Below are 16,805 nucleotides of genomic sequence, written 5' to 3' on the forward strand. Positions count from 1 at the left end.
CAAAGGGCGATCCGTACAGCTTGTCGGATGTCTAACCCCCCGGATGATCCGACATTAATCAAGCAATGCCGCGCGGAAATCTTCGCGCGTTCAGACAGAACAGGATCACATGCAGAAATTGACCTTTGTAACGGCAGCTCTTGCTGCCGGCGTAATGACTTTTGCCTTCGGGGCGGCGAGCGCCGCGCCGCTGAGCCCACGGGCCGATCAGGGGCTCGTCGCAGCGACCGCCAAGGGCAAGGCCATTTCGGCCAAAAGCAGCAAGGATGTGAGGGCGGCGAAGCGGTCTTCCGCGAAAGTGGAGAAGGCGAGCTGGACCAAGGCCAAGAAGCCGAGCACAAAACAGAAGACCAGGCGAGGCCGCAAGGCCGTTGATAAAACGACGACGGCATCGATCGGGATCAAGGAAGCAGTGGCCTCGACGGCAGCGGTGGCCAGTGGCGATCAGTATTCGGCCATCGTGGCGCGTTACGCCGCAAGCTATGGCGTGCCGGCGTCGCTCGCTCACGCCGTGATCAAGATCGAGAGCAACTATCGGCCGAACCTCGTCGGCGGCGCCGGCGAAATCGGCTTGATGCAGATCAAGCCGGCGACGGCGCGGATGATGGGCTATAGCGGCTCGGCCAATGGGCTCTTCAATCCGGACACCAACATCAAATACGGCATGAAGTATCTTGCCATGGCGCGGGATCTCGGCGGCGGCACGACGTGCGGCACGATCCTGAAATACAATGCCGGCCACGGCGCCACCCGAATGAACCCGGTCTCGGCCGCCTATTGCAGCAAGGTCAAGGTGCAACTGGCGGCTGTCGGGTCGCCGGCGTGACAAGAACCGGTCGTAACCGGCTTTTTTGGTTGCGTTTTGTGGCGTGAACCCCTTTATACGCCTGGCCAGCTGGCCGGGCGGCCGCACCAGCAAAAGCCGAAAGGCCGCGGGTGAGGAAAGTCCGGGCTCCATGGAGACACGGTGCCGGCTAATGGCCGGCGGGGGCGACCCCAGGGAAAGTGCCACAGAAAGCAAACCGCCACGACTTGGCTTTGCCGGGTCGGGGCAAGGGTGAAAGGGTGGAGTAAGAGCCCACCGCGCGACTGGCAACAGGAGCGGCACGGTAAACCCCACCGGGAGCAAGACCGAATAGGGGCGGTGCGAGGGGAAACCCTCGAGGGCTGTTTCCGGCTCACCGTCCGGGTAGGTTGCGTGAGGCGCATGGCAATATGCGCCCAAGATGAATGGCCGCCACGTTCTCGCGCCGCAAGGGGCGAGGGCCATACAGAACCCGGCTTATAGGCCAGCTGGCAGTTTTTAAGCTGCCCGAGAAAGTTCTTTGAGATCAGCAGGTTGCGCCCTCCGGCGCGCCTGTCGATTCAGGTCTTTTGATTGGTCGCCCGTGGACGCGATCGAAATTCTTCGCGTGCTGCACGGCCATCGCAATATCGAAGCCGAGGACCTTGGATCATAACCGATCCGGTCAGCCGCCGATCCTGTCCAGCGACGCCTCTATCGCCTTCCAGAGCTCTTCCACCGGCTCACAGCCTACAGAAAGGCGAACGAAGCCGGGCGATACCGCATCGCCTCGTTTCGAACGCCGCTCGGCGGAGGTGTGGACGCCGCCGAAGGATGTCGCGGCCTGCATCAATTCGCAGTTGTTGATGAAATCCTCGGCCTTCTGCTCCGAAGCGAGTTCGAAGGAAACAAGGAAGCCGAAGCGTTCCATCTGGGCACGGGCAAGATTGTGCGAAGGATCGCCTTCCAGGCCGGGATAGCGCAGGCCCGTGATCGCCGGGTGACCTTGCAGGCGCCGCGCGATCACTTCCGCCGAGGAGCACATGCGGTCGAAGCGCACGTCGAGCGTTTCGAGGCCACGATGCACAAGCCACGCTTCGAACGGCCCTGGAATGCCGCCGGACGTTTCGCGCCAATCCGTCACCGCGGCGATGATGTCGGCGTTGCGGCTCGCGACATGGCCGAACAGCACGTCGGAGTGGCCGTTGGGCGCCTTAGTGTCCGCGGCGATGACAATATCCGCGCCATGGTCGAGCGGGCGCTGGCCGAAAGGCGTCATGGTCGTATTATCAACGACAAGCAGTGCGCCCGCTTTGTGTGCGGCCGCGGCCACCGCCGCGATATCGCATATGTCCAGCCCCGGATTAGCGGGCGTCTCTACGAAAGCGAGACGATAGCCTTCGAAACCGCCATCGAGGAAGGTCGAGGTTGGCCTCACATCGTAGGCGATGCCGAGTGGTTTCAAGAAGCGTTCGGCCAGTGCCCTTGTCGTGTGATAGCCATCCGAAGGCAGAAGAATGCGGTCGCCGGTCTTGAGGACAGCGAAAAATGCCGCCGAAATCGCCGCCATTCCGGAAGGAAAGGCGACGCAGGGCGCGTCTTCCAGATGCGCCAGCATATGTTCTACCGCATCCCAGGTCGGATTGCTGAAACGGCCATACTGGTTGAAACCGGTGGCGTCGCCAGGCGCGTGAAAGATGGCAGCCATGGTGAGTGGCAGGGGGATGGAATCGCCGACGGCAAGTGCGTTGCGACGGAGGTGGGCAAGAGCCGCGGCGCGCGACCGTGCTGTTTCAGACATCGACATTCAAACCCTCTTGGTGACCCTGGACGTGTGGTGAGACGCTATGCCCGGCAACAGCTCGCGACAAGGCGCGTCCGGTTGGGCCAAGCGGCTCTAAACGCTTCGTTAGGCTTAATGATCCATAAAGACGAGACGTGTTTTCAAAGCCGCTTCCATCGGTCGCGACTGCATGTTGTGAAGCCTGTTCCCGTTGACGCCCATAACACCCCATGATATCCCATATCGATACCAAAGCCTTCGTTCCGCGTCAGAGTGAAGCGTACGCCAATCGGGCAGCCGCGGCGGCTGCGCGTTTGCCGGTTTTCGCCCCTGTCACGGAGGCGGGTTCAGGGCAGGGAACGCGTAGCGGTGGCGCGTGCAACACGACGAAGAGGGGTGCGGCGGCGCAAGCGGCCGTGACGTGTGATGGACCGGTTTCTGTCGAACACGGTGAGCAGGATCGATGCGAAGGGGCGGGTGTCCGTTCCTGCGCATTTTCGCGCCGTCGTTCAGAAACGCGGCTATTCGGATCTCTACGCGCTGCGTTGCCTGGATCTGCCGGCCATGGATGTCGGCGGGCCCGACCTGCTCGACCGCTACGAGCAGCGCATCGCGCTCGAGGATCCGTTCCAGCAGACGGCGGACGACATGTCGTTCTTCTGCCATGGCGACGGAACATTCCTGAAGCTGGACCAGGATGGTCGCATCACGATCAGCGACTTCATCCGCGAACATGCCGGCCTTTCGGCGGAAGTAGCCTTTGTCGGGCGCGGCAATTTCTTTCAGATCTGGGAGCCGGGACGGCTTGCGGCCTACGGAGCGCAGGCGCGGGCCCGGCTTTTGCAGCTTCGGCAGGGGACGAAGCCTGGGGAGCGACCGGAATGACGGTGGGCCACGGCGATGATATCAACGCCGTTGGCGGACCGGCCCGCCACATTCCGGTCCTCCTTGCCGAAGTGTTGCAGGCGCTCTCGCCAGCGGAAGGGGACGTCATCGTCGACGGCACGTTCGGCGCCGGCGGCTACACCAAGGCCATCCTGGCGGCCGGCGCGTCCGTGGTTGCCATTGATCGCGATCCGGATGCCATAGCGGCTGGTCGCAATCTCGAAGCCCAATCAGGCGGCCGCCTGCGATTGGTGCAGGCGCCATTCTCGATGCTGGACCAGCATGTCGAAAGTGCCGACGGCGTCGTGCTCGACATCGGCGTTTCCTCGATGCAGCTCGACCAGGCGGAGCGCGGGTTTTCGTTCCGCGTCGATGGGCCTCTCGACATGCGCATGGCGCAGGCGGGCCTCAGCGCCGCAGATGTCGTCAACAACTTCAAGCCGGGCGATCTTGCCCGCATCTTCGGCTTCCTCGGGGAGGAGCGCCACGCCGGGCGCATCGCGCGCATGATCGAAGCGCGTCGCGAAAAGCGTCCGTTCGAGCGCACGCTGGAGCTTGCCGACGCCATCGAGACGCATATCGGCCGGGCGCCGAAGGACAAGATCCATCCCGCCACCCGCGTCTTTCAGGCGCTGCGCATCTTCGTCAATGACGAGCTCGGTGAGTTGGCCAAGGCGCTGTTCGCCGCCGAGCGGGCGCTGAAGCCGGGCGGACGACTTGCCGTGGTGACATTCCATTCGCTGGAGGACCGCATCGTCAAGCGCTTCATTGCCGATCGCTCCGACGCCGCGAGCGGCTCGCGCCACATGCCGGAGGCACGGGCACGCAGTGCCACCTTCAGCAAGTCCGGCGGCGGCGTGACGCCGGGTGAGGCCGAGACTGCGGCCAATCCGCGCGCCCGCTCGGCAAGGCTGCGCGCCGCCATCCGCACCGATGCGCCGGCGCGTGCCGGCGATTTTTCGATTTTCGGCCTTCCAAAACTTCCCGGCCCAAAACTTCCCGGCATCGAGCGGCCGGGGGAGAGGTAAGCACGTGTTTCGTTCCAGCGACATCGTCCTCATCGCCGTCATGGTCTCGGCGGCGGCCCTGACCTACAAAACCAAGCGCGAGGCCGAGGACCAATTGGCTGCAGTGCAGAAGATCCATGCTGAGATACGCTACGAGGAGGACACGATCGACCTGCTCAAGGCCGACTGGAGCCTGCTCACCCAGCCATCGCGGCTACAGAAGCTCGCCGAGCTCTACAAGTCGCAGCTTGAACTGGAGCCGGTCAGCGCGCACCAGATCGTCGGCCTCGGCGACCTGCCAGCCAAAACCCTCGACATCCAGGACATCCTGAACGGGCGCCAAGGCGGCATGGCAGACAATTCCGGCAACACACCCTCGGACGGCAAGGATCCCATCGTGACCGGAGGCATCGCCCAATGATCGGCAAACTGCTGAAACGTCGCCCCAGGGCCAGCGAAGACGGTTCAATCGTGGTCGATGGCGCCCGCAAGGCGACCGGAGGCAAGGGCAAGGCGCGCATCGTCATGACGATGGCGGTGTTCTTCGGTATCTTCTCGATCATTTCCGGGCGGCTTGTCTATCTCGGCTTCCAGACCCCCGACATGTCGGGCGGCCCGCAGAGCCGGGTGACGGCCTCGCGACCCGACATTGTCGACCGCAACGGCGAGGTGCTGGCGACGGACATCAAGACGGCATCGCTGTTTGCAGAGCCGCGCCGCATCGTCGACGCCGACGAGGCGATCGAAAAGCTGTCGACGGTGCTGCCGGAGATCGATTACGAGCAGACCTACCATAAGCTGAAGAGCGGCGCCGGCTTCGTCTGGCTGCAGCGGCAGCTGACGCCCAAGCAGCAGGCCGACATCATGCAGCTCGGCATTCCCGGTTTCGGCTTCCGCACCGAGAAGCGCCGTTTCTACCCCAGTGGTGAAACCTCGTCCTACATTGTCGGCCTGACCAATATCGACAATCAAGGCATCTCCGGCATGGAGAAATATATCGACGAGCAGGGCCTGAGCGATCTGCAGGCGTCGGGCCTGGCGGTGGCGAAGGATCTCAAGCCGGTGAAGCTCTCGATCGATCTGCGCGTCCAGCATGTGGTGCGCGACGAGATTGCCGCCGGCCTGGAGCGCTATCGCGCCATGGGCGCGGGCGCCGTCGTGCTCAACGTCAAGACCGGCGAAGTGGTGGCCATGGCCTCGGTGCCGGATTTTGATCCGAACAATCCCTACAATGCACAAGACAAGGACCGGCTGAACCGGATGTCGGCGGGGCTCTATGAGATGGGCTCGACCTTCAAGAGCTTCACATCGGCCATGGCGCTCGATTCCGGCAAGGCGACGATGGCGAGCCGCTTCGACGCTTCGCATCCAATCCGGGTCGGCCATCAGGCCATTCACGATTTCCACGGCAAGAACCGCGTGCTGTCGTTGCCGGAGGTGTTCCTCTATTCATCCAACATCGGGTCGGCCAGGGAGGCCGAACTGGTCGGCATCGAGGCGCACCGCGAATTCCTGCATCGTCTTGGCATCTTGGACAAGATGCAGACCGAACTGCCGGAAGTCGCCCGTCCGACTGAACCGAAGGTCTGGAAACAGGTCAACTCGTTCACCATCGCCTTCGGTCATGGCGTGTCGACGACACCGTTGCAGGCGGCTGTCGGCTGCGCGGCGCTGATCAATGGCGGATATCTGATGGAGCCGACATTCCTGGTCCGCAGCCAGCAGGACGCGATGGCGGCGGCCAAGAAAGTGGTAGCCGACAAAACGGTCGAGGGCATGCGCTATCTCTACATGCTCAACGCCGAGAAGGGCTCGGCCAGAAATGCCAGGGTCCCCGGCTACCGCGTTGGCGGCAAGACCGGAACAGCCGAGAAGGTCATCAATGGCCGCTACTCGAAGGAGTTGAATTTCAATACGTTCGTCGCCGCATTCCCGATGGACGATCCGCAATATCTCGTGTTTACGATTGCCGATGCTCCGCACCCGGAAAAGCCGGGCATGACGGACGTCGCGGCCGCGAATGCCGGGGTCATGGCCGGCAATATCATCAGGCGTTCCGCGGCCATGCTTGGCGTGAAGCCAGATTTCAGCCATGAAAATGGTGCAACGCTGGTTTCCTATCAATGATTCTTAGGGCGCGCCGCAACTGCGCGCTATTTTGTTGCGGTGAACGGAACTCGATGAAGCTCAAAAATCTAACCGGTATCCTGCCAGTCGAAGGAACAGCTTCCGCCGATCTGGAGGTTACCGGCATCTCTTCGGATTCCCGCCAGGTAAAACCCGGCGTCGTCTTTTTCGCGCTCGCTGGAAGCAAGGCGGATGGCGCCGCCTATGCCGCGGACGCCGCCGCACGAGGGGCTGCCGCCATCGTCGCGGGCAAGGACAGCGCCCTTGGGGGACTGCCGGTTCCAGTGTTGGCCGTCGATGACCCGCGCCTAGCGCTGGCCCTGAGCGCGGCCCGTTATTTCGGCAAACAGCCGCAGACGATGGTGGCCGTCACCGGCACCAGCGGCAAGACCTCGGTCGCCGCTTTCGTCAGGCAGATCTGGGAGCAGGCCGGCTTTGCCGCGGCCTCGATCGGCACCACCGGCGTGGTGGCGCCGGGCCGCAACGATTATGGCTCGCTGACGACGCCAGATCCCGTCGCCTTGCATCAGCTGTTGCTTGAACTGGCGGACGCCGGCGTCACCCATGCCTCCATGGAGGCCTCCAGCCATGGTCTCGACCAGCGCCGTCTCGACGGCGTCAGGCTGGCCGCCGGCGGCTTCACCAATCTCGGCCGCGACCACATGGACTACCATCCGACGGTCGAGGACTATCACCGGGCCAAGCTGCGTCTGTTTGATGCGCTGCTGCCGAAGGGCGCGCCGGCCGTGATCTTCGCCGACGATCCGTGGTCGGCGCCAACCATCCAGGCGGCGAAGGCCGCAAGGCTCGGCGTGCTGACGGTCGGTCGCCACGGCGATTTCCTGACGCTGAAGCGGGTCGAGCATGAGCGCCACCGCCAGCGTGCCGAGGTCGAGGCCGACGGGATGCTCTACGAGATCGACCTGCCGCTGGCCGGCGATTTCCAGATAGCCAACGCGCTGGTTTCGGCCGGGCTTGCCATCTCCACGGGAACGCCAGTCGCCAAGGCCTTGAAGGCGTTGGAGAAACTCAAGGGCGCACCCGGCCGGCTCGACCTTGTCGGGACGACTGCAAACGGCGCGCCGGTCTATGTCGATTATGCGCATAAGCCGGACGCGCTGGAAAACGTGCTTGCCTCGGTGCGCCCGTTCACCACCGGCCGGGTCATCGTCGTGTTCGGCTGCGGCGGCGACCGCGATCGCGGTAAGCGGCCGATCATGGGCGAGATCGCGACGCGGCTCGCCGACGTCGTCATCGTCACCGACGACAATCCGCGCTCGGAAGTGCCGGAGACGATCCGTGCCGCGATCCTTGCCGCCGCTCCCGGCGCGATCGAGATCGGTGACCGGCGCGCGGCGATCCACGAGGCCGTTTCCATGTTGCATGCCGGGGACACGCTGATCGTGGCCGGCAAGGGTCATGAGGAAGGCCAGACGATCGGCACCGAGACCCTGCATTTCTCCGACCACGAAGAAGTCCGTGCCGCGCTGCTGGAGCGTGCCGCATGAATTTGCTGTGGACATCCGAGACGCTGGTCGCCGCCATGGACGGGCGACCGATCGGGCCGATGCCGGACGGCATATCGGGCATTTCGATCGACAGCCGCAGCCTTCAGCCGGGCGACGCTTTCTTCGCCATCAAGGGCGAGGCGATGGACGGCCATGATTTCGCGACCGCCGCCATCAAGGCCGGAGCCGGGGTGCTGGTCGTGGCCGAAGGCAAGCTGCCGTCGCTTGGCCGGCTGACGGCGCCGATGATCGTCGTCGAGGACGTGCTGGTGGCGCTGGAAAAGCTCGGTGTCGCATCGCGTGACCGTTCCCAGGCCAAGATCATCGCGGTGACCGGTTCGGCGGGCAAGACGACCACCAAGGAAGCGCTGCGCCACGTGCTGTCGGCGGTCGGCAAGGTGCATGCCTCGGCGCAGTCGTTCAACAACCATTGGGGCGTGCCGCTCACCTTGGCGCGCATGCCGGCCGATTGCGACTATGCCGTGTTCGAGATCGGCATGAACCATCCCGACGAGATCAGGCCGCTGGTCAAGATGGTAAGGCCGCATGTCGCCATCGTTACCATGATCGCGGCGGCGCATCTCGGCTTCTTCCGAAATCTGGACGAGATCGCCAAGGCGAAGGCCGAGATTTTCGAAGGGCTGGAACCTGGCGGCGCGGCGATCCTCAACCGCGACGACGCGCGTTTCAAGCTTCTCGACAAGATGGCGCACGCCGCCGGCGTCGAGCATGTCTATGGGTTCGGCGAGAACGCGCGCTCAACCTTCAGACTGGTCAAATGCGAGATCCATGCCGATCATTCCGACATTGCCGCCAGGATCGGCGGTCACGAGGTGACGGCTCGCATCGGCGCGCCCGGCCGCCACATGGTGCAGAACATTCTGGCGGTCCTCGGCGCGGCCCGTCTGGTCGGCGCCGATCTCGACAAGGTTGCCCCGGCGCTGGCCGATCTCTCGGCCGAGCGCGGCCGCGGCAAACGCTATGTGCTGCGTCATCCCGGAGGCTCGACTTCGAGCCATCCCGGCGGCCCAAGCTACCCCGGTGGACCGATCACGCTGATCGACGAAAGCTACAACGCCAACCCCGCCTCGATGGCCGCCGCCATGGCGCTGCTCAACGCGACCCCGGTGACGGGCGAGGGCCGCCGCATCGCCGTGCTGGGCGATATGCTGGAGCTCGGCGAGTATTCGGCCAAGCTGCATGCTGCACTTGCCGGTCTCATCGTCGGCACCGGCACGCAGACCGTCTTTCTCGGCGGTCCGGAAATGCGGGCGCTGGCGGAGGCGCTGCCGGACGAGATCAGGACGGAATACCGCGCCGGCGTCGAGGAATTGAAGCCGGTGCTGCTTGCCGCACTGAGGCCAGGCGACGTGGTGATGATCAAATCGTCAAAGGGCATCGGCTTTGCAAAGCTGGTCGATGCGTTGCTGGGCAAGTTCCCGGCTGAAACGACAATCGGCAAACAGACCTAGGGTCAAGTCGGGGACGAAAAGCGCATGTTCACACTGCTCGTCGATTTCGCGGACAAGATCTCGGTCTTCAATGTCTTCCGCTACATCACCTTCCGTACCGGCGGGGCGCTGATCACCTCGGCGCTGATTGTCTTCATCTTCGGGCCGACCATCATCAATTCGCTCAGGTTGCGCCAGGGCAAGGGCCAACCGATCCGCGCCGACGGGCCACAGACCCATTTCAAGAAGGCCGGCACGCCGACCATGGGCGGACTGATGATCCTGTCCGGCATCATCGGCTCATCGTTGCTGTGGGCGAACCTGTCGAGCATCTATGTCTGGGTGGTGCTGTTGGTGACGCTGGGCTTCGGCTCGATAGGTTTCTACGACGACTATCTGAAGGTGACGAAGCAGTCGCATCTCGGCTTTTCCGGCAAGGCGCGGCTGGCGCTCGAATTCGTCATCGCCGGCATCGCCGCCTGGGCGATCATGCATAATGGCCAGGCGCCGTTCTCCTCGTCGCTGACATTCCCCTTCGCCAAGGAATTCCTGATTAATCTCGGCTGGTTCTTCGTCCCGTTCTCCTGCTTCGTCATCGTGGGGGCGGGCAATGCGGTGAACCTCACCGACGGCCTGGATGGCCTGGCCATCGTGCCGATCATGATCGCGGCGGCGTCCTTCGGCGTCATTGCCTATCTCTCCGGCAATGCCGTATTCGCCGAGTATTTGCAGATCCATTTCGTGCCCGGCACCGGCGAACTGGCTGTTGTGCTAGGCGCGGTCATCGGCGCCGGCCTCGGCTTTCTCTGGTTCAACGCGCCGCCGGCGGCGATCTTCATGGGCGACACCGGCTCGCTGGCCATGGGCGGGCTGATCGGCACCGTTGCGGTCGCCACCAAGCACGAGATCGTGCTGGTCATCGTCGGCGGGCTGTTCGTGGTCGAGATCCTGTCCGTCATCATCCAGGTCGGCTACTTCAAGATGACCGGCAAGCGTGTGTTCCTAATGGCGCCGATCCATCACCACTTCGAAAAGCTCGGCTGGACCGAAAGCCAGGTGGTGATCCGCTTCTGGATCATCGCCGTCATCCTGGCGCTGGTCGGCCTTTCCACCCTCAAGCTCAGATAGGCGCGCCCCGTGATTCCCGCCGCATCCTTCGCAGGCAAGCGTGTTTCGCTCTTCGGGCTCGGCGGCTCGGGGATCGCGACCGCGCACGCGCTGATCGAGGGCGGGGCTGAGGTTCTGGCCTGGGACGATAATCCAGGCAGTGTCGCCAAGGCGGCCGAAGCGGGTATTGCAACCGCCGACCTGCGTGGCGCCAACTGGGCCGGTTTCTCAGCTTTCGTGCTGTCGCCCGGCGTGCCGCTGACGCATCCCAAGCCGCACTGGACGGTGGAACTGGCGCGCGGTTCGGGTGTCGAGATCATCGGCGACGTCGAGCTTTTCTGCCGCGAGCGGACGCTCGGCGCGCCAGCCGCCCCATTCATCGCCATCACCGGCACCAACGGCAAGTCGACGACCACGGCGCTGACGGCGCATATATTGAAGGCTTCCGGCCGCGATACGCAGATGGGCGGCAATATCGGCCGCGCCGTGATGACACTCGATCCGCCGCAACCCGACCGGCACTATGTCGTCGAATGCTCGTCCTACCAGATCGACCTCGCACCATCGATCAATCCGACGGCCGGCGTCCTGCTCAATTTGACGCCGGATCACCTCGACCGTCACGGCACCATGCAGCATTACGCTTCGATCAAGGAGCGGCTGGTTGCCGGCAGCGAGACCGCGATCGTCGGCATCGACGATTCCTGGTGTGCGCAGATTGCCGAACGGCTGGAGCGGGCGGGGCGGCACGTCATCCGCATTTCGAAGCGGCTGCCGCTGACCGACGGCTATTTCGCCGATGGCACCAATTTGATGGAAGCGGTGCATGGCCGCTACAGCCGGGTCGCCTTCCTCGAAGGCATCGGCTCGCTGCGCGGGCAGCACAATGCGCAAAACGCGCTTGCCGCGGTGGCCGCCTGCCTCAAGGTCGGGCTCGACCTCGGCGAGATCCAGTCCGGACTGGAAAGCTTTCCGGGCCTGGCGCATCGCATGGAGCAGGTCGGCCGCAAGGACCACGTGCTGTTCGTCAACGATTCCAAGGCGACCAACGCCGATGCGGCGGCACCCGCGCTGTCGAGCTTTTCACGCATCTACTGGATCGCCGGCGGCCTGCCCAAGGAAGGCGGCATCGAGCCGCTGCGCGGCTTCTTCCCGCGTATCGCCAAGGCCTATCTGATCGGCGAGGCAGCGCCGGCCTTTTCGGCGACGCTGGGCGAGGCGGTGCCGTATGAGATATCGGGCACGCTTGCAGCGGCGGTCGAGCATGCGGCGCATGATGCGGCCAGGGACGATGGCGGCGAGGCGGTGGTGCTGTTGTCGCCGGCCTGCGCCAGTTTCGACCAGTTCAAGAATTTCGAGGTCCGCGGCGAAGCCTTCAGGCAAGCTGCGAATGCTATCGAGGGCGTCAAACCCATCGGAGGGGCACGATAATGCAGAGCCGTCTCGACAAAAGCCCGGTTGCGACCTGGTGGTGGACCATCGATCGCTGGTTCCTGGCGGCGTTCCTATCGCTGATGGGGCTGGGCATAGTCTTGTCCTTCGCCGCAAGTCCCGCGGTCGCCGAACGCATCGGCCTCGACAGTTTTCACTTCGCGACCAGGCAGATCATCTTCACCGTGCCGGCGCTCGGCGTGATGCTGGCGGTGTCCTTCCTCGATTCCAGAGAGATCCGGCGCATGGCGCTGATTATGCTGTGCCTGATGCTGGTACTGATGGTGGCGGTGCTCTACATCGGCGTCGAGGTGAAAGGCGCGCGGCGCTGGGTGTCGCTTGCCGGCCTGTCGATCCAGCCCTCGGAGTTTTTGAAACCCGCCTTTGTCATCATGTGCGCCTGGCTGTTCGCCGAACACAAGCGCCAGCCCGACATTCCGGGCAATCTCTTCGCCATGTTGCTCTTGGTGCTGGTCGTGTCGCTGCTGGTGGCGCAGCCGGACCTCGGCCAGACCATGCTGACGACCGGCACCTGGGGGATCATGTTCTTCATGGCGGGGCTGCCATGGCTGTGGATCGTCGTGCTGGGTGCCGCCGGCGTCGGTGGCGTCTTTGCCGCCTATACGGTATTTCCGCACGTCGCCCTGCGTATCGACAAGTTCCTCACTGGCGAAGGCGACACGTTCCAGGTCGATATGGGCCGCGACGCATTGATCAATGGCGGCTGGTTCGGCGTCGGACCGGGCGAGGGCACCGTCAAGCGGGTCATCCCCGACAGCCATGCCGATTTCGTCTTTTCGGTCGCGGGCGAGGAATTCGGATTGATCATGTGTTTCTTCATCATGTCCATCTTCGCCTTCATCGTGCTGCGCGGCCTCAACACGGCGCTGAAGGAGCATGACGATTTCACCCGCTATGCGGTCGGCGGCCTCGTCACCGTGTTCGGCCTGCAGGCAGTCATCAACATGTGCGTCAACCTGCAACTGGTGCCGGCCAAGGGCATGACGCTGCCGTTCATCTCCTATGGCGGCTCTTCGCAGATTGCCATCGCCATCTCGATGGGAATGGTGCTGGCGCTGACGCGCAAGCGACCGGAAAAGCGCAAGCAGGTGGGCTTTGCCTTGCCGCAGCGCGCCATGCCGGCGGGGTGACATGGCCAGAGGTGTTATCCTTCTCTCGGCGGGCGGAACCGGCGGACATCTGTTTCCGGCCGAGGCGCTGGCGCATGAGTTGAACGCGCGTGGCTGGACGGTGCATCTGGCGACCGACGACCGTGCTGAGCGCTTTGCCGGCCACTTCCCGGCCGCCGCCATCCACCCGATCCAGTCCGCGACGCTGGGCTCGAAAAATCCTGTTGCCCTGCTTGGTGCTTTCTGGAAAATCTGGCGCGGCGTGCGCCAGGCGTCCGCCATCATCGGCAGGATCAAGCCCGATACCGTGGTCGGCTTTGGCGGATATCCGACCTTGCCGCCGCTCTACGCCGCGACGCGGCGCAAGGTGCCGACGCTGATCCACGAGCAGAACGCTGTGATGGGACGCGCCAACCGGGCGCTGGCCAGCCGCGTCGATGCGATTGCCGGTGGCTTCCTGCCGCAAGACGAAAGCGCCGTCGGCGCCAAGACGGTGACGACAGGCAATCCGGTCCGCCCACAGGTGCTCGAAGCCGCAAAGACCGCCTACGCCGCCTCGGCCGGGAACGATCCCTTCCGCCTGCTGGTGTTCGGCGGCAGCCAGGGCGCGCAGTTCTTCTCCGATGCGGTGCCGGCGGCCGTTGCCTTGCTCCCCGACGCCCTGCGCAAGCGGCTGGTGATCACGCAGCAGGCTCGGGCCGATGATGTCGGGCGGGTGAAGGCGGCCTATGCAGCGCTTGGCGTCGGTGTCGAGGTCTCGCCCTTCTTCAGCGATATGGCGGCGCGCATAGCGGCCGCACAGCTGGTGATGTCGCGCTCCGGCGCGTCGACCGTCTCGGAAATCGCCGTCATCGGGCGACCGGCGCTGCTGGTGCCCTATCCCTATGCGCTCGATCACGACCAGGCCGCGAACGCAGCCGCTCTTGCGGCCGCCGGCGGTGGCGAGGTGGAGCCGCAATCCTCACTTTCGCCCGAGCGCATCGCGGCGTTGATCGGCGCCCTGATGGCCGAGCCCGAACGGCTCACGGCAATGGCTGCCGCGGCGAAGTCGGTCGGCAAACCGGATGCCGCACGGTTGCTCGCCGATCTCACAGAGGCTATTGCGTCCCGCAAAACCGTTTCGGATTTTAAGAAGGGAACGCACGCATGAAGATGCCGCAGACCATAGGCCTCGTGCATTTCATCGGCATTGGCGGCATCGGCATGAGCGGCATCGCCGAAGTGCTGCACAATCTCGGCTACAAGGTGCAGGGGTCCGACCAGGCCGACAGCGCCAATGTGCAGCGGCTGCGCGACAAGGGGATCGAATGCTTTGTCGGCCACAGGGAAGAAAACCTCGGCGATGCCGAAGTGGTGGTTGTCTCGACGGCTATCAAGAAATCCAACCCCGAACTGAAGGCGGCACGGGAGAAATTGCTGCCGATCGTGCGCCGCGCCGAAATGCTGGCCGAACTGATGCGCTTCCGCCAGGCAGTGGCGATCGGCGGCACGCACGGCAAGACGACGACGACCTCGATGGTAGCGACGCTGCTCGAAGCCGGCGGGCTCGACCCGACCGTCATCAATGGCGGCATCATCAACGCCTATGGCACCAATGCGCGCATGGGGGACGGCGAGTGGATGGTGGTCGAAGCCGACGAGAGCGACGGGACCTTCCTCAAGCTGCCGGCCGATATCGCCGTCGTCACCAATATCGATCCCGAACATCTCGATCACTACGGCAGTTTCGAGAAGGTGCGCGAAGCCTTCCGCCAGTTCGTCGAGAACGTGCCGTTCTACGGCTTCGGCGTCATGTGCACCGACCACCCGGAGGTGCAGGCGCTGGTCGGCCGAATCGAGGATCGCCGCGTCATCACCTATGGCGAGAACGCGCAGGCCGACGTGCGCTTCACCAACCATCGCATGGCCGGCGCGACCTCGGAATTCGACGTGGTGATCCGCGACCGCAAGGGACGCGGCCAGACGACGATATCGGATTTGCGCCTGCCGATGCCCGGCCGCCACAACGTTTCCAATGCGACGGCGGCGATCGCGGTGGCGCATGAGCTCGGTCTGTCGGCCGAGGCGATCAAGAAAGGCCTGTCGTCCTTCGCCGGCGTCAAGCGTCGCTTCACCCAAACCGGCTCCTGGAATGGCGTCGAAGTGTTCGACGATTACGGCCACCATCCGGTCGAGATCGCTGCGGTGCTGAAAGCCGCGCGCAGCGCCACCAAGGGCCGCGTCATCGCCATTGCCCAGCCGCACCGTTTTACCCGGCTGCATGATCTGTTCAATGAGTTCTCCGCCTGCTTCAACGACGCCGACACGGTGATGGTGGCGCCGGTCTACGCCGCCGGCGAGGAGCCGATCGAAGGCGTGACCTCGGATGCGCTGGTGTCGCGCATCCGCGCCGGGGGCCATCGCGACGCGCGCTACATCGAGGGTCCGGAAGCAATAGCGCCTGTTGTCCGTGATCTGGCCAGGCCCGGCGACTTCGTCGTCTTCCTCGGCGCCGGCAACATCACGCAATGGGCCTATGCGCTGCCCAAGGAGCTGGCCGTCTCATGATGCAGGGCCAGGCGCTGATCGACAGACTTGGCGGCCGGCTTGCCGGCCTGCGCGGCCGCATCACGCCGAATGCCGAGATGGACAAGATCACCTGGTTCCGCGCCGGAGGACTGGCCGAGGCGCTCTTTCAGCCAGCGGACGAGGCGGATCTCGCTGCTTTCCTGAAAGCGGTTCCCGAAGAGATACCGCTGACCATAGTCGGCGTCGGCTCGAACTTGCTTGTGCGCGATGGGGGTATTCCGGGTTTCGTCATAAGGCTGTCGGCCAAGGGGTTCGGTGAAACCGAAATTGTTTCGCCGGCATCGATCAAGGCTGGCGCGGCCACGCCCGACAAGCGCATCGCCGCGGTGGCGCTGGAAGCCGGCATCGGCGGCTTCCATTTCTACCACGGCATACCGGGCGCCATCGGCGGGGCGCTGAGGATGAACGCCGGCGCCAATGGCGTCGAGACGCGCGAGCGCGTCGTCGAGGTGCGTGCGCTCGACCGCAAAGGCAACGTCCAGACGCTGAGCAATGCCGATATGGGCTATGCCTACCGGCACTCGTCGGCACCGTCCGGGCTGATCTTCACCTCGGCGATTTTCGAGGGCTTTGCTGAGGACAAGGCAGTGATCAAGGCGGCGATGGACGCGGTGCAGAACCATCGCGAGACGGTGCAGCCGATCCGCGAGAAGACCGGTGGCTCGACCTTCAAGAATCCTGAAGGCACCTCAGCCTGGAAAGAGATCGACAAGGCAGGGTGCCGCGGCCTGCTGATCGGCGGCGCGCAGATGTCGCCCATGCACTGCAATTTCATGATCAACACCGGGACAGCGACCGGCTACGAACTCGAATATCTCGGCGAAACGGTGCGCACGCGGGTGCTCGAACATTCCGGCATCCGGCTGCACTGGGAGATCAAGCGCATCGGGGACTTCCGCCCCGGACACGCCGTCCAGGAGTTTCTTGGACAGCTGCTCTAGCCGCGGTTGAAGTTCATGTGACGCATGAACTTCAACCGGTCCGGAACGACCGCGCGACCGTTGCTCCAAAGACTCAACAGCAC

At 64.1% G+C, this 16,805-nt stretch carries 14 protein-coding genes and 1 other RNA gene; 14 read left to right on the forward strand and 1 reads right to left on the reverse strand.

The genetic code is table 11. The features are described from left to right. The first annotated feature begins 109 nt into the window (after positions 1 to 109). Positions 110 to 826 carry a transglycosylase SLT domain-containing protein gene (locus FJ973_RS20920; protein WP_140557529.1) on the forward strand — a complete coding sequence of 239 codons (717 nt, stop codon included), beginning with the start codon at positions 110 to 112 and terminating at the stop codon, positions 824 to 826. Positions 827 to 891: 65 nt separating this feature from the next. Next, positions 892 to 1,301, forward strand: an RNA gene (gene rnpB / locus FJ973_RS20925) — RNase P RNA component class A. 168 nt (positions 1,302 to 1,469) lie between these two features. Here the strand turns inward: rnpB and FJ973_RS20930 are convergent. After that, entirely contained in the window at positions 1,470 to 2,585 is a 1,116-nt protein-coding gene (locus FJ973_RS20930; RefSeq protein ID WP_140557586.1) for a cystathionine gamma-lyase, read from the reverse strand. A 408-nt stretch (positions 2,586 to 2,993) separates the two neighbouring features. On the opposite strand from FJ973_RS20930, the gene mraZ reads away from it, so the two are divergent. The 12 genes from mraZ to murB are packed head-to-tail and all read left to right on the forward strand — an operon-like array spanning position 2,994 to position 16,722. Further along, positions 2,994 to 3,452 carry a division/cell wall cluster transcriptional repressor MraZ gene (gene mraZ / locus FJ973_RS20935; protein ID WP_140495198.1) on the forward strand — a complete coding sequence of 153 codons (459 nt, stop codon included), beginning with the start codon at positions 2,994 to 2,996 and terminating at the stop codon, positions 3,450 to 3,452. Beyond that, positions 3,449 to 4,480, forward strand: a complete 1,032-nt coding sequence (gene rsmH, locus FJ973_RS20940) for a 16S rRNA (cytosine(1402)-N(4))-methyltransferase RsmH (RefSeq protein WP_140495200.1) — start codon at positions 3,449 to 3,451, stop codon at positions 4,478 to 4,480. Before mraZ ends, rsmH begins: the two co-directional genes overlap by 4 nt. A 4-nt stretch (positions 4,481 to 4,484) precedes the next feature. After that, complete coding sequence (locus FJ973_RS20945) at positions 4,485 to 4,880, forward strand: hypothetical protein (RefSeq protein WP_140495202.1); 396 nt, start codon at positions 4,485 to 4,487, stop codon at positions 4,878 to 4,880. Continuing rightward, the gene (locus FJ973_RS20950; RefSeq protein ID WP_140495205.1) at positions 4,877 to 6,586 is read left to right on the forward strand and encodes a penicillin-binding protein 2; all 1,710 of its coding nucleotides are present in this window, start codon (positions 4,877 to 4,879) and stop codon (positions 6,584 to 6,586) included. The genes FJ973_RS20945 and FJ973_RS20950 overlap by 4 nt, the downstream gene beginning before the upstream one ends. A 53-nt stretch (positions 6,587 to 6,639) precedes the next feature. Next, positions 6,640 to 8,094, forward strand: a complete 1,455-nt coding sequence (locus tag FJ973_RS20955; RefSeq protein ID WP_140557531.1) for a UDP-N-acetylmuramoyl-L-alanyl-D-glutamate--2,6-diaminopimelate ligase — start codon at positions 6,640 to 6,642, stop codon at positions 8,092 to 8,094. Next, the gene (locus tag FJ973_RS20960) at positions 8,091 to 9,566 is read left to right on the forward strand and encodes a UDP-N-acetylmuramoylalanyl-D-glutamyl-2,6-diaminopimelate--D-alanyl-D-alanine ligase (RefSeq protein WP_140557532.1); all 1,476 of its coding nucleotides are present in this window, start codon (positions 8,091 to 8,093) and stop codon (positions 9,564 to 9,566) included. Before FJ973_RS20955 ends, FJ973_RS20960 begins: the two co-directional genes overlap by 4 nt. A 24-nt stretch (positions 9,567 to 9,590) precedes the next feature. Continuing rightward, the gene (gene mraY / locus FJ973_RS20965) at positions 9,591 to 10,673 is read left to right on the forward strand and encodes a phospho-N-acetylmuramoyl-pentapeptide-transferase (RefSeq protein WP_140495211.1); all 1,083 of its coding nucleotides are present in this window, start codon (positions 9,591 to 9,593) and stop codon (positions 10,671 to 10,673) included. A 9-nt stretch (positions 10,674 to 10,682) separates the two neighbouring features. After that, positions 10,683 to 12,083 (forward strand): UDP-N-acetylmuramoyl-L-alanine--D-glutamate ligase, encoded by a 1,401-nt coding sequence (gene murD / locus FJ973_RS20970; RefSeq protein ID WP_140557534.1) that lies wholly within the window; start codon positions 10,683 to 10,685, stop codon positions 12,081 to 12,083. Next, the gene (ftsW, locus tag FJ973_RS20975; RefSeq protein WP_140557536.1) at positions 12,083 to 13,234 is read left to right on the forward strand and encodes a putative lipid II flippase FtsW; all 1,152 of its coding nucleotides are present in this window, start codon (positions 12,083 to 12,085) and stop codon (positions 13,232 to 13,234) included. Before murD ends, ftsW begins: the two co-directional genes overlap by 1 nt. Position 13,235: 1 nt before the next feature. After that, entirely contained in the window at positions 13,236 to 14,363 is a 1,128-nt protein-coding gene (murG, locus tag FJ973_RS20980; RefSeq protein ID WP_140557537.1) for an undecaprenyldiphospho-muramoylpentapeptide beta-N-acetylglucosaminyltransferase, read from the forward strand. Next, positions 14,360 to 15,760, forward strand: a complete 1,401-nt coding sequence (murC, locus tag FJ973_RS20985; RefSeq protein ID WP_140495219.1) for a UDP-N-acetylmuramate--L-alanine ligase — start codon at positions 14,360 to 14,362, stop codon at positions 15,758 to 15,760. Before murG ends, murC begins: the two co-directional genes overlap by 4 nt. Further along, a complete protein-coding gene (murB, locus tag FJ973_RS20990) occupies positions 15,757 to 16,722 on the forward strand; it encodes a UDP-N-acetylmuramate dehydrogenase (protein WP_140557539.1) in 966 nt (321 codons plus the stop codon). The genes murC and murB overlap by 4 nt, the downstream gene beginning before the upstream one ends. Positions 16,723 to 16,805: the final 83 nt, after the last annotated feature.

Source organism: Mesorhizobium sp. B2-1-3 (assembly GCF_006442495.1).
Classification (GTDB): domain Bacteria; phylum Pseudomonadota; class Alphaproteobacteria; order Rhizobiales; family Rhizobiaceae; genus Mesorhizobium.

Excerpts from the sequence above, each read along its gene's own strand:
- FJ973_RS20920 (WP_140557529.1), top strand. The coding sequence starts at position 110 with ATGCAGAAATTGACCTTTGTAACGGCAGCTCTTGCTGCCGGCGTAATG.
- FJ973_RS20930 (WP_140557586.1), bottom strand. The coding sequence starts at position 2,585 with ATGTCTGAAACAGCACGGTCGCGCGCCGCGGCTCTTGCCCACCTCCGT.
- mraZ (WP_140495198.1), top strand. The coding sequence starts at position 2,994 with ATGGACCGGTTTCTGTCGAACACGGTGAGCAGGATCGATGCGAAGGGG.
- rsmH (WP_140495200.1), top strand. The coding sequence starts at position 3,449 with ATGACGGTGGGCCACGGCGATGATATCAACGCCGTTGGCGGACCGGCC.
- FJ973_RS20950 (WP_140495205.1), top strand. The coding sequence starts at position 4,877 with ATGATCGGCAAACTGCTGAAACGTCGCCCCAGGGCCAGCGAAGACGGT.
- FJ973_RS20955 (WP_140557531.1), top strand. The coding sequence starts at position 6,640 with ATGAAGCTCAAAAATCTAACCGGTATCCTGCCAGTCGAAGGAACAGCT.
- FJ973_RS20960 (WP_140557532.1), top strand. The coding sequence starts at position 8,091 with ATGAATTTGCTGTGGACATCCGAGACGCTGGTCGCCGCCATGGACGGG.
- mraY (WP_140495211.1), top strand. The coding sequence starts at position 9,591 with ATGTTCACACTGCTCGTCGATTTCGCGGACAAGATCTCGGTCTTCAAT.
- ftsW (WP_140557536.1), top strand. The coding sequence starts at position 12,083 with ATGCAGAGCCGTCTCGACAAAAGCCCGGTTGCGACCTGGTGGTGGACC.
- murG (WP_140557537.1), top strand. The coding sequence starts at position 13,236 with ATGGCCAGAGGTGTTATCCTTCTCTCGGCGGGCGGAACCGGCGGACAT.
- murC (WP_140495219.1), top strand. The coding sequence starts at position 14,360 with ATGAAGATGCCGCAGACCATAGGCCTCGTGCATTTCATCGGCATTGGC.
- murB (WP_140557539.1), top strand. The coding sequence starts at position 15,757 with ATGATGCAGGGCCAGGCGCTGATCGACAGACTTGGCGGCCGGCTTGCC.